Annotated in this window: 13 protein-coding genes; all 13 read right to left on the bottom strand. The window is 66.2% G+C overall.

Features of this window, described 5'->3' with window-relative positions:
• Positions 1–4: 4 nt before the first annotated feature.
• From AB6724_RS07585 to mraZ, 13 genes are read right to left on the bottom strand one after another with little or no spacing between them, the layout of a single operon-like run.
• Complete coding sequence (locus AB6724_RS07585) at positions 5–814, bottom strand: cell division protein FtsQ/DivIB (protein ID WP_369337899.1); 810 nt, start codon at positions 812–814, stop codon at positions 5–7.
• On the bottom strand, positions 811–1,782 hold the full coding sequence (locus AB6724_RS07580) for a D-alanine--D-alanine ligase (protein ID WP_369337898.1): 972 nt from the start codon (positions 1,780–1,782) through the stop codon (positions 811–813). Before AB6724_RS07580 ends, AB6724_RS07585 begins: the two co-directional genes overlap by 4 nt.
• Positions 1,779–3,212, bottom strand: coding sequence for a UDP-N-acetylmuramate--L-alanine ligase (gene murC, locus AB6724_RS07575; protein ID WP_369337897.1), 1,434 nt, complete (start codon positions 3,210–3,212; stop codon positions 1,779–1,781). The genes AB6724_RS07580 and murC overlap by 4 nt, the downstream gene beginning before the upstream one ends.
• The gene (murG, locus tag AB6724_RS07570) at positions 3,209–4,306 is read right to left on the bottom strand and encodes an undecaprenyldiphospho-muramoylpentapeptide beta-N-acetylglucosaminyltransferase (protein ID WP_369337896.1); all 1,098 of its coding nucleotides are present in this window, start codon (positions 4,304–4,306) and stop codon (positions 3,209–3,211) included. The genes murC and murG overlap by 4 nt, the downstream gene beginning before the upstream one ends.
• Complete coding sequence (gene ftsW / locus AB6724_RS07565; protein WP_369337895.1) at positions 4,303–5,574, bottom strand: putative lipid II flippase FtsW; 1,272 nt, start codon at positions 5,572–5,574, stop codon at positions 4,303–4,305. The genes murG and ftsW overlap by 4 nt, the downstream gene beginning before the upstream one ends.
• Positions 5,571–7,460 (bottom strand): UDP-N-acetylmuramoyl-L-alanine--D-glutamate ligase, encoded by a 1,890-nt coding sequence (gene murD, locus AB6724_RS07560; protein WP_369337894.1) that lies wholly within the window; start codon positions 7,458–7,460, stop codon positions 5,571–5,573. The genes ftsW and murD overlap by 4 nt, the downstream gene beginning before the upstream one ends.
• Before the next feature lie 5 nt (positions 7,461–7,465).
• Positions 7,466–8,644: a phospho-N-acetylmuramoyl-pentapeptide-transferase gene (gene mraY / locus AB6724_RS07555; RefSeq protein ID WP_369337893.1), complete on the bottom strand. Its 1,179-nt coding sequence runs from the start codon at positions 8,642–8,644 to the stop codon at positions 7,466–7,468.
• On the bottom strand, positions 8,635–10,053 hold the full coding sequence (locus AB6724_RS07550; protein ID WP_369337892.1) for a UDP-N-acetylmuramoyl-tripeptide--D-alanyl-D-alanine ligase: 1,419 nt from the start codon (positions 10,051–10,053) through the stop codon (positions 8,635–8,637). Before AB6724_RS07550 ends, mraY begins: the two co-directional genes overlap by 10 nt.
• On the bottom strand, positions 10,050–11,564 hold the full coding sequence (locus tag AB6724_RS07545; protein WP_369337891.1) for a UDP-N-acetylmuramoyl-L-alanyl-D-glutamate--2,6-diaminopimelate ligase: 1,515 nt from the start codon (positions 11,562–11,564) through the stop codon (positions 10,050–10,052). Before AB6724_RS07545 ends, AB6724_RS07550 begins: the two co-directional genes overlap by 4 nt.
• On the bottom strand, positions 11,561–13,309 hold the full coding sequence (locus AB6724_RS07540) for a peptidoglycan D,D-transpeptidase FtsI family protein (RefSeq protein WP_369337890.1): 1,749 nt from the start codon (positions 13,307–13,309) through the stop codon (positions 11,561–11,563). Before AB6724_RS07540 ends, AB6724_RS07545 begins: the two co-directional genes overlap by 4 nt.
• Entirely contained in the window at positions 13,306–13,590 is a 285-nt protein-coding gene (gene ftsL / locus AB6724_RS07535; protein WP_369337889.1) for a cell division protein FtsL, read from the bottom strand. Before ftsL ends, AB6724_RS07540 begins: the two co-directional genes overlap by 4 nt.
• Positions 13,591–13,633: 43 nt before the next feature.
• Entirely contained in the window at positions 13,634–14,563 is a 930-nt protein-coding gene (rsmH, locus tag AB6724_RS07530) for a 16S rRNA (cytosine(1402)-N(4))-methyltransferase RsmH (RefSeq protein WP_369337929.1), read from the bottom strand.
• Between the two features lie 14 nt (positions 14,564–14,577).
• On the bottom strand, positions 14,578–15,006 hold the full coding sequence (gene mraZ, locus AB6724_RS07525; protein ID WP_369337888.1) for a division/cell wall cluster transcriptional repressor MraZ: 429 nt from the start codon (positions 15,004–15,006) through the stop codon (positions 14,578–14,580).
• Positions 15,007–15,164 lie beyond the last annotated feature (158 nt).

The following is a 15,164-nucleotide window of genomic DNA, read 5'->3' as shown; positions in this document are numbered from 1 at the left end:
CTGTTCATCGCCTCGCCCTGGCCGGTGTCGCCGCGGCAGAGGAACCGGTGGTCACGCCCTTGAGTCGCAAGGCATAGCCATCGTCGTAACGCAGATCGGCGGACTCCAGGGCCACGGCCGTGCGTTTGTATTGAGAGGTGATCTGGGGCAGCGTGCGCACAAAGCGCTGCACGCGCTGCAGCACCTCTTCGGCCGTTCCGCCGCCCAGCTTGATCACGGCTTCGTTGTCCAGCGCCATTTCCCAGCCGCCGCGCGCATCCAGCGTCAGACCGTCCAGGCCGACGTTCAGGGGCCTCAGGGTCGGAGCCAGCATGCGGAACATCTGCAGCACGCGCAGGGCCGAGCCCTCGGGTCCCTGCAGCCGCGGCAGTCCTTCGCGGTCCAGTTCGCCCAGATTGGCCTCGAACACCTCGCCAGCCTTGTCCACCAGGCCCGTGCCCGTGTCGGGCCCCCAGAAGGCCTCGGCCACATGCTCCTTGAGGATGACGCGCAGGCCGTTCGGATACTCGCGGCGCACCTGGGCTTCCTTGACCCAGGGTGCCTGCTCGAAAGCATGCTGGGCCGACTTGAGGTCCACCGTGAAAAAATTGCCCTTGAGCGCCGGCGCCACATTGGCGCGCAGCGTCACGGCGTTGTTGTGCACCAGCTCGCCTTCCACCACGATCCGGCCGATGTTGAAGGCCGGAGTCCGCATCAGCCACCAGCCCACGGCCATCACGCACGCAGCCAAGCACCCCATGAACATCACCGTGGCGGTGATGTTCATGAGCTTGACGTCGAACGGCACGACGGCTGTGGGTTGGTTGCGGGTCATGGCTGTGGCGCTTCTCCATCCAGCGTGCTGCTGGCCAGAATGCCCAGGCACAGGTTTTCATAGCTCACATCGGAGGCCCGCGCCGCCATGGGCACCAGCGAGTGCCCCGTCATGCCCGGCGAGGTATTGATCTCCAGCAGAAAGGGCTTGCGGTCGCCGGCGCGGATCATGATGTCGGCGCGCGCCCAGCCGCGGCAGCCCAGCGTGCGGAAGGCCTTGACCACGATGCGCTGGATCTCGGCCTCCTCCTCGGCCGGCAGACCGCTGGGGCAGTGGTATTGCGTGGTGTCGGTGAAGTACTTGTTCTGGTAGTCGTAATTGCCTTCGGGCGCCACGATGCGGATCACCGGCAGCGCGTGGGCGCCGGCGTCGGCCCCCAGCACGGGGCAGGTGGTCTCGTCGCCGGCAATGAACTGCTCGCACAGCACTTCCAGGTCGTACCGGGCCGCCAGCTCATAGGCCTTGGCGCATTCCTCGGCATTCATCACCTTGGTCAGGCCGATGCTCGATCCGTCACGCGCGGGCTTGACGATCATGGGTGCGCCCAGCGCCTCAAATGCCGCCACGGTTTCCTCGGCCGAAGACACCATGCGCCAGTCGGGAGTGGGCAGCCCTTCGAAGCGCCAGATGCGCTTGGTCATGACCTTGTCCATGGCAATGCTGGAAGCCATCACGCCGGAGCCCGTGTAGGGAATGCCCAGCAGCTCGAGCGCGCCCTGCACCGTGCCGTCTTCGCCATAGCGGCCGTGCAGCGCGATGAAGCAGCGGTCGAAGCCCTGCACCTTGAGCTGGTCCAGCCCCTGCTCAGCGGGGTCGAACTTGTGGGCGTCCACGCCCTTGGACTGCAGCGCGGCGAGCACGCCCGAGCCCGACATCAGCGACACCTCGCGCTCGGACGAGCGCCCGCCCATGAGCACGGCCACCTTGCCCAGGGCCTTCACATCAATATTGGTGCCAAATGTGCTCATTGCGCATTCCCCTCTTGCACACTCAGCTCATCTTTCGAGAGCATTTCAACCAGCTTTCCGGGCACGGCACCAATGGAGCCCGCACCCATGCAGAGCAATACATCGCCAGCTTGCGCATTCGCGGCGATGGCCGCCGGCATATCGGCAATGTTTTCCACAAATACAGGTTCGACCTTGCCGGCCACACGCAAAGCACGGGCCAGCGAGCGGCCGTCGGCCGCCACGATGGGCGACTCGCCCGCCGCATAGACCTCGGCCAGCAGCACGGAGTCGGCACTGCCTATGACCTTCACGAAGTCCTCGAAGCAGTCGCGCGTGCGGCTGTAGCGGTGGGGCTGGAAGGCCAGCACCAGGCGCTGGCCCGGGAAGGCGCCGCGCGCCGCGGCCAGCGTGGCCGCCATCTCGACCGGATGGTGGCCGTAGTCGTCGATGATGGTGAAGGTGCCGCCGTTGCTGGCGGGCAGCTCGCCATAGCGCTGGAAGCGGCGGCCCACGCCCTTGAAGCCCTCGAGCGCGCGCAGCAGCGCCTCGTCCGAGATCTCCAGCTCCATGGCCACGGCCACGGCCGACAGCGCGTTCAGCACGTTGTGCTCGCCGGGCAGGCTCAGCACCACATCCAGGTCGGGATAGCTCTGGCCGTTGCTGCGGCGCACGGTAAAGCACATGCGGCCGCCTTCGGCGCGCACGTTGACGGCGCGCACCTGCGCATCTTCGGCAAAACCGTAGGTGGTCACCGGGCGCGCCAGCTTGGGCAGGATTTCGCGGACTGCGGGGCTGTCCACGCAGAGAATGGCGCGGCCGTAGAACGGCATGCGGTGCAGAAAGTCCACGAAGGCCTGCTTGAGACGGCCAAAGTCATGGCCGTAGGTCTCCATGTGGTCCGCGTCGATATTCGTGACCACGGCCATCACCGGCAGCAGGTTCAGGAAGGAGGCATCGGACTCGTCGGCCTCGACCACGATGTAGTCGCCGTGGCCGAGCTTGGCATTGGCGCCCGCGCTGTTGAGTTTGCCGCCGATCACAAAGGTCGGGTCCAGCCCGGCCTCGGCCAGCACGCTGGTCACCAGGCTGGTGGTGGTGGTCTTGCCATGGGCGCCCGCAATTGCGATGCCCTGCTTGAAGCGCATCAGCTCGGCCAGCATCAGCGCGCGCGGCACGACGGGAATCTTCTTCTCGCGCGCCGCCACGACTTCGGGGTTGTCGCCATGCACGGCCGTAGAGGTGACCACGACATCGGCGCCCGCGATATTGCCCACGGCATGGCCCACGAAGGTCTTGATGCCCAGGCTGGCCAGACGGCGCAGCGTGGCGCTGTCGGCCAGGTCGGAGCCCGAGATGGCATAGCCCAGGTTGTGCAGCACTTCGGCGATGCCGCTCATGCCGGCGCCGCCAATACCGACAAAATGAATGTGATGGATGGCGTGTTTCATGCGGCCAACTCCTCACAAGCGGCAACCACCTTCGCGGTGGCATCGATCTTTTGCATTTTCTTCGCTAGTTCAGCGCGCTCCAACAGCGTCGCACGCTGCATATTTTGTAGCATTTCAGCCAACCCTTGGGGGCTCAAAGTACTTTGCGGCAACAACCACCCGGCGCCGGCGTCCACCAGGAAGCGCGCATTGCTGGTCTGGTGGTCGTCCACGGCGGCCGGAAACGGCACATAGATCGCCGCGGCGCCCACGGCCGCAATCTCGGTCACGGTGCTGGCTCCCGCGCGGCAGACGATGACATCGGCATCGGCAAAAGCCTTGGCCGTGTCGTCGATGAAAGGCGTGAGTTCGGCCTGCACGCCGGCCGCCGCATAGTTGGCGCGCAGCGCGTCGATCTGGGCCGCGCCGCTCTGGTGCATGACCTGCGGGCGCTGGTCGGCGGGAATCAGGGCCAGGGCCTGGGGCACGATCTCGTTCAAGGCCTTGGCACCCAGGCTGCCGCCCACGACCAGCAGCTTCAGCGGACCGGCGCGGTCCGCAAAGCGCCGCGCGGGATCGGGCTGCTCGGTGAAGGCCCGGCGCAGCGGATTGCCCACCCACTCGCCCTTGGCAAACACCTTGGGGAAGGCCGTGAACACGCGCTTGGCCACCGTGGCCACCACCTTGTTGGCCATGCCGGCCACGGAGTTCTGCTCGTGCAGCACCACGGGCACGCCGGACATGGCCGCCATCAGCCCGCCGGGGACCGTGAGGTAGCCACCCAGGCCTATCACCACATCGGGCTGCACGCGACGCATCACGGCGCGGGCCTGGGAGAAGGCCTTGAGCAGCCGCAGCGGCAGCGCTGCCAGGGTCTTGAGTCCCTTGCCGCGCACGCCACCGAACTCGATGCTCTCGAGCGCAAAGCCCTGGGGCGGCACGATGCGCGCCTCCATGGAGTCCGGCGCCCCCAGCCAGTGCACCTGCCAGCCGCGCTCGCGCAGCTCCTGGGCCACGGCCAGACCGGGGAAGATATGGCCGCCGGTGCCGCCGGCCATCACCAGGGCCGTGCGTTGCTTGTCCTGCTGCCCAACGGCTTGTAGTGGCAGGCTCATGCGTGGCCTCCCTTCATCAGCAGCTTGTTTTCGTAATCCACTCGAAGCACCACGGCTATCGCTATCAAATTCATCAAAATGGCCGAACCGCCAAAACTCATTAACGGCAGAGTCAGGCCTTTGGTTGGCAGCGCCCCCAGATTCACCCCCATGTTGATGAAGGCCTGAAAGCCCATCCAGATCGCCACGCCCTCGGCCACCAGTCCCGCGAACACGCGGTCTAGCGCGATGGCCTGGCGACCGATCAGCATGATGCGGCGGGTCAGCCAGAGGAAGGTCACGGCGATCAGCAGCACCCCGACCAGGCCGAACTCCTCGCCGATCACGGCCATCAGAAAGTCGGTATGGGCCTCGGGCAGCCAGTGCAGCTTTTCCACGCTGCGCCCCAGGCCCACGCCGAAGATCTCGCCGCGGCCGATGGCAATCAGCGCATGCGAGAGCTGGTAGCCCTTGCCCAGCGCATGCTTCTCATCCCAGGGATTGAGGTAGGCAAAAATGCGCTCGCGCCGCCACTCCGAGGTGGCGATGATCATCACGAAGGCCATGACCACCAACAGCGCGATGATGAAGAACATGCGCGCATTCACGCCGCCCAGGAACAGAATGCCCATGGAGATCACCACGATCACCATGAAGGCGCCCATGTCGGGCTCGGCCAGCAGCAGCACCCCGACCACGACCACGGCCAGCCCCATGGGCAGCACGGCGCGGAAGAAGCGCTCCTTGACCTCCATCTTGCGCACCATGTAGTCGGCCGCATAGATCAGCACCGAGAACTTGGCCAGCTCCGAGGGCTGGAAATTCATGATGCCCAGCGACAGCCAGCGCCGCGCGCCGTTGACCACCGTGCCCACGTGCGGAATCAGCACCGCCACCAGCAGCACGATGGAGACCACGAACAGCTTGCGTGCGACCTTCTCCCAGACATTCATGGGCACCTGGAACGCCAGCAGAGCCGCCACGAAAGCCATGCCTATGGACATGGCATGGCGCATCAGGAAGTGATAGGGCTCGATCTTGCCGAAGCGCGGGTTGTCCGGCATCGCGATCGATGCCGAATACACCATGACCAGACTCCAGGACAGCAAAGCGATGACCACCCAGATCAGGGCCTGATCCAGGCCCAGCACGCTGGCCGGGGTGCGGGTGGGTCGGTCGTACTGCGGCCCGCCCACGCGCACCGGCAGCACGTCTATGGGCTTGTCCCCGGCGCTGCGCAGCAAAGAGCGCATGCGGCCGGAGAGGCTGGTCATGAAGGAGGTGGTCATGCACCGTCCTCCAGCTGCTGGCCGGCGTCCAGTGCCAGCTCGCGCACCGCTTCCACGAACTGGTGGGCGCGGTCCGCATAGTCCTTGAACATGTCCATGCTCGCGCAGGCCGGCGACAGCAGCACGGCGTCATTCGCATGGGCCAGACGCGCGGCCTGTTGCACGGCCTCCTGCATGGTCGCGGCGTCGACCAGGGTCACGCCGGTGTCGCTCAGCGCTGCGCGAATCTGCGGCGCATCCTGCCCGATCAGCACGGCGGCGCGCACATAGCGCGCGACGGGAGCGGCCAGCGGTGCAAAATCCTGGCCCTTGCCCAGACCGCCCAGAATCGCCACGATGCGATGGTCCGGACCCAGTCCCATCAGGGCCGCGACCGTGGCCCCGACATTGGTGCCCTTGCTGTCGTCGAAGTATTCGACGTCTTGCACGCGGCCTATGGGCTGCACGCGGTGGGGCTCGCCCCGGTATTCGCGCAGGCCGTAGAGCAGCGGCGCCAGATTGCAGCCGGCAGCCGTGGCCAGCGCCAGCGCCGACAGGGCGTTGATGGCGTTGTGGCGGCCGCGGATGCGCAGCGCATCGGCAGGCATCAGGCGCACGATGTGCAGATCGTCGGCGGTCTTGCCCTTGCTGGTTTCGTCGGCCTCGTGGGCGCGCACCAGCCAGGTCATGCCGTTGACGACCTCCAGGCCGAAATCGCCGGGTCGGCGCGGCATATCGCCGCCGAAAGTCACATGGGCGCGCTGGAAGGTCTTGCCGCGCTTGCCGGGCACGGACACCGGTGCGGGCAGCATGGCCATGACCACGGGGTCTTCGCGGTTGAGCACCATCAGGCCCTGCTCGCCAAAGACATGGGCCTTGGCCGCCGCATAGGCCGGCATGCCGCCATGCCAGTCCAGATGGTCCTGGGTGATATTGAGCACCGTGGCCGCCGTGGGCTCGAAGCCGTGGCAGTCGTCGAGCTGGAAGCTCGACAGCTCCAGCACCCAGGCCTGGGGCAGGCTTTGCGCATCGATGCGCTCGGACAGAGTATCCAGCAGCGAAGGGCCGATATTGCCGGCCACGCTCACGCTCAGGCCCGCATGCTCAAGCAGCTGGCCGCTCAGCGAGGTCACCGTGGTCTTGCCATTGGTGCCCGTCACGCCCAGCACCTTGGGTGCATAGCCATGGGCCTCGCGCAGGCCCTTGAGGGCCATGGCGAACAGATCCAGCTCGCCGCCCACGGGCAGGCCGATGGCGCGCGCTGCCTGGAAGACCGGCGCCACCGTGGCCGGGCTCAGGCCCGGCGAGCGGTAGACGGAGCTCAGGCCCCGGCCGTCGACCAGGGCCGCGGAAAACTCGCCCGCGACAAAGCGCACGCCGGGCAGCTCGGCCTGCAGGGTCGCCAGATGCGGCGGTGCCTCGCGCGTATCGGCCACCGTGACCTCGGCGCCCGCACGCGCGCACCAGCGCGCCATGGCGATGCCCGAGATGCCCAGGCCCAGGATCAGCACCCGCTGACCCTGCAGATGCTGCGCGGCGGCCTGAGGCCAGAGCACGGGCACGGGGGGCAGCTCGACCACATCGGCTGAAGCCGCCTGGGGCTGCTCCACGGCCGTCACATCGGCATCGGCCGCATCGGAGATGCCGGGGTCGGCAAAGATCTGGGCCACAAAAGCCGCAGCCTCCTTGGCCGCGGTCAGGGTGGAGAGATCGGGAACCGGCTCGGCGCCAGCAGCCTGCACCGCAACCTCGGCATCTGTAGCAGCCAGCACTTGCTGCGTCTGGACTTCAGCAGTCTCCTGGACCAGATCCGTTAACTGTTCAGCGGCTGCAGCTTGCATTTGCATAGCAAGCTCCGACTCCGGCAACAGCGCCCGATCCTGGAGGTTGAGGTCTTCGTCATGCATGTGCATCACCTCAGCTTCAGCGTGGACAGGCCCAGCAGGCACAGCAGCATGGTGATGATCCAGAAGCGGGTCACGACCTGCGTTTCCTTCCAGCCGCTCTTTTCGAAGTGGTGGTGCAGCGGCGCCATCTTCAACAGGCGCCGGCCTTCGCCATAGCGCTTCTTGGTGTACTTGAACCAGGTCACCTGCAGCATCACGGACACGGCCTCGGCCACGAAGATGCCGCCCATCACGGCCAGCACGATTTCCTGGCGCACGATCACGGCGATCGTGCCCAGGGCCGCGCCCAGGGCCAGCGCGCCCACATCGCCCATGAAGACCTGGGCCGGGTGGGCGTTGAACCAGAGGAAGGCCAGGCCCGCACCCGCCATGGCGCCGCAGAACACCATCAGCTCGCCCGAGCCCGGGATATGCGGAAACAGCAGATATCTGGCGTAGGTCACATTGCCCGTCACATAGGCAAAAATGCCCAGCGCCGTGCCCACCATGACCACCGGCATGATGGCCAGGCCGTCCAGGCCGTCGGTCAGGTTCACGGCATTGCTGGCGCCGACGATGACCAGATAGGTCATGATCACAAAGCCCAGCACGCCCAGTGGGTAGCTGACCTCCTTGAAGAAGGGCACGAGCAGACCGGCCTTGGGCGGCAGGTCCATGGAGAAGCCCGACTGCACCCAGGAGACGAACAGCGCGAACACCTCGGCGTTGTTGTTCTCGGAAACGCAGAACACCAGATACAGCGCGGCCAGCAGGCCGATCACCGACTGCCAGAAATACTTCTCGCCGGAGCGCATGCCCTCGGGGTCCTTGTTGACCACCTTGCGCCAGTCATCCACCCAGCCTATGGCGCCAAATCCCAGCGTGACCAGCAGCACGATCCAGACGAAACGGTTGGACAGGTCGAACCACAGCAGCGTGGACACGGCGATCGCAAACAGGATCAGCACCCCGCCCATGGTGGGCGTGCCGCTCTTGACCAGATGGGTTTCCATCGCGTAGCCGCGCACGGGTTGGCCGATCTTGAGCGCGGTCAGCATGCGGATCGCCTTGGGACCGATGAACAGGCCGATCAGCAAGGCCGTCACGGCCGCCAGCACGGCGCGCAGCGTCAGGTACTGGAACACGCGCAGAAAGCCGAACTCCGGCGAAATACCCTGCAACCATTGAGCGAGCATCAGCAGCATGCGGCCTCCCCGCAAGTGCCTTGCTTCTTGTCTGCGCCGGCTTCCATCGCCTGCACCACCTGCTCCATCTTCATGAACCGCGAACCCTTGACCAACACACTGCCCACTGCGGGCAGAAGTTTGCAGACCGCTTGTTCAAGCGCCTGCATGCTATCGAAATGCTGAGCGCCGGCGCCGAATGCCTGAGCGGCAAACGCGCACTGCTGACCCAGCGCAAAGAAATGCGCAATGCCTTGCTGCCTGGCCAGCGCACCGGCCTCGGCATGGAATTGCGGGCCGTTGTCGCCCACCTCGCCCATATCGCCCAGGACCAGCAGCTGCGGTGCGGGCAGCTCGGCCAGCACGGCAATGGCCGCGGCCACGGAGTCGGGATTGGCGTTGTAGGTGTCGTCCACCACGGTCACGCTGCGGCCCGCGAACTGCACCGCCAGCGCGCGCGAGCGGCCGGTCACGGGCTCGAAGGCCGAGAGCCCCCGGACGATCGCCTGCAGCGGAACGCCAGCCGCATGGGCGCAGGCCGCTGCGGCCAGGGCGTTGCGCACGTTATGGCGGCCCGCGATATGCAGCTGCACGGCGGCGCTGCCCTGCGGCAGGTGCAGCGCAAAGCTCCAGGCGCCGCCGCTCCACGCCACATCGGCGGCAAACACCTGCGCACCCGCGGAGGCATCGCCAAACATCAGGCACTTGCGGCCCTCGGCCAGCATCGTCCACAGCGGTGTGTATTCATCGCCTGCGGGGAAAATGGCCACGCCATCCCGGGGCAGAAAGCTCAGCACCGAGCCGTTTTCGCGCGCCACGGCTTCCACCGTGTGCATGAACTCCTGGTGCTCGCGCTGGGCATTGTTGACCAGGGCCACCGTGGGCTGGGCTATGGCGGCCAGCTCGACGATCTCGCCGGGATGGTTCATGCCCATCTCCAGCACGGCCAGCCGGTGCTCCGCCGTCATGCGCAGCAGATTCAGCGGCATGCCGATGGAGTTGTTGAAGTTGCCGCGTGTGGCCAGCGCCGCGTCGCCCGCATGGGCGCGCAGGATGGAGGCGATCATCTGCGTGACCGTGGTCTTGCCATTGCTGCCCGTCACGGCGATCAGTGGCAGATCAAACTGCGCGCGCCAGGCGCGGGCCAGAGCGCCCAGAGCCTGCAGGCTGTCGGGCACCTCGATGCCGGACAGGCCGGCCTCGGCCAGGCCGTGCGATGCCAGTGCGGCCACCGCGCCGGCAGCCTTGGCCTGGGGCAGAAAATCATGGGCGTCGAAACGCTCGCCCTTGAGGGCCACGAACAGATCCCCGGCCTGCAGCGTGCGCGTGTCGGTGTGCACGCGCGCCAGCAGGACCTGACCGTCGCCGATCAGGCGGGCTTGGGGGATATGCGCCTGGAGCAGCTCCAGCGCTTTTTCCAAGGTCATCATGACCGCATCTTTCCTTCGCGGGCCGCCAGCGCCTTCTGCGCCTCGGCCATATCGGAGAACGGATGGCGCACGCCCTTCGTCTCCTGGTAGTCCTCATGTCCCTTGCCGGCAATCAGCACCACGTCGCGCGCATCGGCGCGGGCCAGGGCCTCGGCAATGGCCGCCGCGCGGTCGACCTGGACATGGAGGTGTTCGCCCTCGTGCATGCCGGCCAGGATCTGGTCGATGATGCGTTCGGGCACTTCGCTGCGCGGGTTGTCGCTGGTGACGAGCACGCAGTCGGCATGGGTCTGGGCGGCCTGCCCCATCAGCGGGCGCTTGCTGTTGTCGCGGTCGCCGCCGCAGCCGAATACGCACCAGAGCCGGCCCTGGCGCTGACGCGCGGCGGGCTGCAGGGCCTGCAAGGCTTTCTCGAGCGCATCGGGCGTATGGGCATAGTCCACGGCCACCAGCGGCAGGCCGGTGCGGGCAATCTGCTGCATGCGGCCGGGCACGGGCTCCAGGTCGGCGCAGGCGGCCACGGCCTGCTCCAGCGTCAGGCCCAGGCTGCGCAAGGCGGCCAGCACGCCCAGCAGATTCGAGACGTTGTACTGCCCCACCAGACGGGTGTTCATGCGCAGGCTGTGACCGGCTTCGAGCACGGTGAACGCCAGGCCGTTCTCGCCCAGGCTGATGTCCTTGGCCTGCAGACGCGCCGGACCCTGGATCGAGATGCTCCAGACGTCGAGTGCCTTGGCCTGCAGCTTGGCCCAGAGCCGAGCGCCATGCGGGTCGTCGATATTCACCACCGCGGCCTGCAGCCCCGGCCAGTCGAAGAGCTGGGTCTTGGCCTGCCAGTAGGCCTCCATCGTGCCGTGGTAGTCCAGATGGTCCTGCGTGAAGTTGGTGAACAGGGCCACGCGGATCTTCGTGCCGTCGAGTCGATGCTCGACGATGCCTATGGACGATGCCTCGATCGCGCAAGCCGCCAGGCCCGCGTCCGCATATTCGCGGAAGGCACGCTGCAGCCGCACGGGGTCGGGCGTGGTCAGGCCCGTGTACTCCAGATGGGGCGGCACGCCCACGCCCAGAGTGCCCACCAGCGCACAGCCGGTGCGGGCCTTCAGTTCCACCTTGGACAAAGCATGGGCCAGCCACCAGGCGGTGGTGGTCTTGCCGTTGGTGCCGGTTACGGCCAGCACATCCATCTCGCCACTGGGATGGGCAAACCACTGATCCGCGATCAGGCCGGTGGCGGCTTTCAGGCCTTTGAGGGCCGCGATTCTGTCGCCACTTAGCGCGAAGGCTTCCAGGCCCTCGGCTTCCACGAGCACGGCGGCAGCGCCCTGCTCCAGAGCCTTGGCAACATAGGCGCGGCCGTCGGTCGCGGCGCCGGGCCAGGCGATGAAGCCGTCGCCGGCCTGGAGCTTGCGGCTGTCGGTCTGCAGATCGCCCTGGACGCGCGCGCGCAGCCAGGCCACGGCCTCGGCCGCCGTGTTCAGATGATGGATGGAAACTTGATGGCTGCTCATAGCACAGGCTCCTCAGGCGGGGCGGCCACGATCTGAGGCTTGACTTCCTTGTCGGGCGGCACGCCCATGAAACGCAGGGTCTGCTGCACCACGTCGGCAAACACCGGGCCCGCCACGGTACCGCCGTAGTAGGAGCCGGCCGTGGGCTCGTCCACCATCACCGCGACGATGATGCGGGGCTTGTCTATGGGCGCCATGCCCGTGAACCAGGCGCGGTACTTGCCGGCCGCATAGCCCTTGCCCTGCTGCTTGCGCGCCGTGCCGGACTTGCCGCCGATGGTGTAGCCCTCGGCCTGGGCCTTCTGGCCCGTGCCGCCGGGGCCGGCGGCCAGCCACAGCATATGGCGTACGGCGGCCGCGTTTTCGGCCGAGAACACGCGCACGCCCACGGGCGGCTCGGTGCTCTTGAGAATCGTGGACGGAATGACGTTGCCGTCGTTGGAGAACACGGTATAGGAGCGCGCCATCTGGAACAGCGAGGCCGACAGGCCATAGCCATAGGACATGGTGGCCTGCTCGATGGGCTTCCAGGTCTTCCAGGGACGCAGACGTCCCGACACCGCGCCCGGAAACTGGATCAGCGGCTTCTGGCCAAAGCCCAGCGCGCTGAAGTGCTCCCACATTTCCTGCGACGAGAGCTTCTGCGCCACCTTGGTCGCGCCCACGTTGCTGGACTTCTGGATCACGCCCTCCACCGTCAGCACGCCGTAGTTGTGGGTGTCGGTGATGGTCGAGCCCGTGACCGTGTAGCGGCCCGGCGAGGTATCGATGATGGATGAGGGCTTGACCCGCTTGAGCTCCAGCGCCGTGGCGATGGTGATGGGCTTCATGGTCGAGCCCGGCTCGAAGGTATCGGTCATGGCACGGTTGCGCAGCTGCTCGCCGGTCAGATTCTTGCGGTGGCCGGGGTCGTAGCTGGGGTAGTTGGCCAGCGCCAGCAGCTCGCCCGTATGGGCGTCCATGACCACCACGCTGCCCGCCTTGGCCTTGTTGATCTCAACCTGCTGCTTGAGCTTCTGGTAGGCGTAGTACTGGACCTTGCTGTCGATGGACAGCTGAATGTCCTTGCCATCCTGCGGCGGCACCTCGTCGCCCACGCCCTCGACCACGCGTCCCAGCCGGTCCTTGATCACGCGGCGCGAGCCCGGCTTGCCGGCCAGCTCGCCGTCGAAGGCCAGCTCCATGCCTTCCTGGCCATGGTCTTCCACATTGGTGAAGCCCACGATATGGGCCGCGGACTCACCCTCGGGATACTGGCGCTTGTATTCCTTGCGGTTGTAGATGCCCTTGATGTTGAGGGCCACGATCTTCTGACCCACATCCCAGTCCAGCTGGCGCTTGACCCAGACAAAGCTCTTGTCCTCATCGTCGAGCTTGCCCAGCAGCATGGGCAGCGGCATCTCCATGAGCTTGGCCACTTCCTTGAGCTTCTGCTGGACTTCCGGGTCCTTGAGATCCACGTCCTCGGGAATGGCCCAGATGCTGGCCGCGGGCACGCTGGAGGCCAGGATCAGGCCGTTGCGGTCCAGCAGGCGGCCGCGGTTGGCGGGCAGCTCCAGCGTGCGCGCAAAGCGCACCAGACCCTGGCGCTTGAAGAAATCATTGCCGAAGACCTGCACATAGGCTGCGCGCGCGCCCAGGCCCACAAAGCCCAGGGCCAGCGCCGCCACGATGAACTTGCTGCGCCACAGCGGCGTCTTGGACGCCAGCAGGGGGCTGGTGGTGTAGAGCACGCTGCGCGTCATTGCACGGCTCCCGCGGCGGCTCCGTCCTGCACATATTGCGTGATGGCCGGCGATGCCGGCTTCATCTGCAGCTTCTCGCGCGCCATGGTCTCGATGCGCTGCGGCGTGGCCTGGGCGCGCTTTTCCACCTGCAGGCGCTGCTGGTCGGTCGCCAGGCGGCGGGCCTCGGATTCGGCCCGGTCCAGCTCGGTGAACAGCTTGCGCGACTCATACTGGGTGTGCACCAGGAAAATGGCGCTCAGCATCACGGCCAGCAGCAGCAGCAGGTTTATGCGCAGCATGGCAGCCCTCCCCGAGCCATGCGGACCAGAGCCAGGCTCAGCCTCATGCAGGCACCTCCGTGCGCTCGGCCACGCGCATCACCGCCGAACGCGAGCGCGGGTTGGCCTCGATTTCCGCGGCGCTGGGCTTGATGCGCTCCAGCGCCTTGAGCCGCATGGGCGTGGGCGGAGCAAAAGGCGCGCGGCGGTCGTAGACCTCCTTGGAGTGCTTGGCGATGAATTGCTTGACGATGCGGTCTTCCAGCGAATGGAAGCTGATCACGGCCAGGCGCCCACCGGGCGCCAGCACGCGCAGGCTGGCTTCTAGCGCTTGCTCGAGCTCCTGAAGCTCGGCATTGATGAAAATCCGAAGAGCCTGGAAGGTACGTGTTGCCGGGTTCTGCCCAGCCTCGCGGGTCTTGACCGCGCCAGCCACGAGCTGGGCCAGTTCGGCAGTGGTGCGTAATGGGCCCTGGCTCTCGCGCCTAGCAACAATCGCCTTTGCAATGGGGCCAGCAAACCGTTCTTCGCCGTAGTCACGTATCACCTCCGCAATCTGCTGCACTTCCGCATCCTCGAGCCACTCGGCCACGCTCTGGCCACGCGTGGTGTCCATGCGCATGTCGAGCGGTCCGTCGAAACGGAAGCTGAAGCCCCGGCCCGGGTTGTCGATCTGGGGCGAACTCACCCCCAGGTCCATCAACACGCCCCGCACACTGCCTTCGGGCAGCTCGCTCAGATGGCTGAATCCCTGATGCCGAATCGAAAAACGCGCATCGGTGATGCGCGCCGCTTCAGCAATTGCGTCCGGGTCTTTGTCGAACGCCAGCAAGCTTCCGTCCGGCCCTAGCCGCTGCAGGATGAGCCGGGAGTGACCTCCCCGTCCGAACGTTGCATCCACCCATTGCCCGGCCGGCTGCGCGCCGGCTCCACCCAGCAGGGCGTCCACGGCCTCATCCAGCAAGACGGTGATATGTTGCAACGGCTGATTCACAAGCACGTCTCTTCCTAAAAAACAAAATCCTGGAAAGCCGCCGGCATTTCCTGCTGCATGGCTTCCGCCTCACGTGCCTCATAAGTGGCCTTGTCCCAGAGCTCGAAATGGTTGCCCATTCCCAGCAACACCACCTCCTTGCTCAGACCGGCCGCATCACGCAGCTCGGGCGACACCAGCAGGCGGCCGGTTCCGTCCATCTCCGCATCCATGGCATTGCCCAGAAAAATGCGCTTCCACCATTGGGCGCTCATGGGCAGTTGGGCGATGCGCTCGCGGAACTGCAGCCATTCGGGCCGGGGAAACAGCATCAGACAGCCGTGGGGGTGCTTGGTGAACGTGACCTGACCTTCGGCCATGGACAACAGGGCGTCACGATGCCGGGTCGGCACCGAAAGCCGCCCCTTGCCATCGAGATTCAACGAAGACGCCCCTTGAAACACGGTCTGCTCCTCCGGTCATCCGTAGCCACTCACTCCCGAAAAAACGGGCGCGAGGGCAGTTTCCACCACTTAATTGCACTTTTTTGCACTGTAGCAGCAATTTCGAGGCTTACCAAACACAACTGGACAATTATTTGCAATGAAATCAAGCACTTAGA

The organism is Comamonas guangdongensis (assembly GCF_041079535.1).
GTDB classification, from domain to species: domain Bacteria; phylum Pseudomonadota; class Gammaproteobacteria; order Burkholderiales; family Burkholderiaceae_C; genus Comamonas; species Comamonas guangdongensis.
The sequence above is the reverse complement of the archived record's forward strand: the minus strand, read 5'-3'. Positions and strand labels throughout refer to the sequence as shown.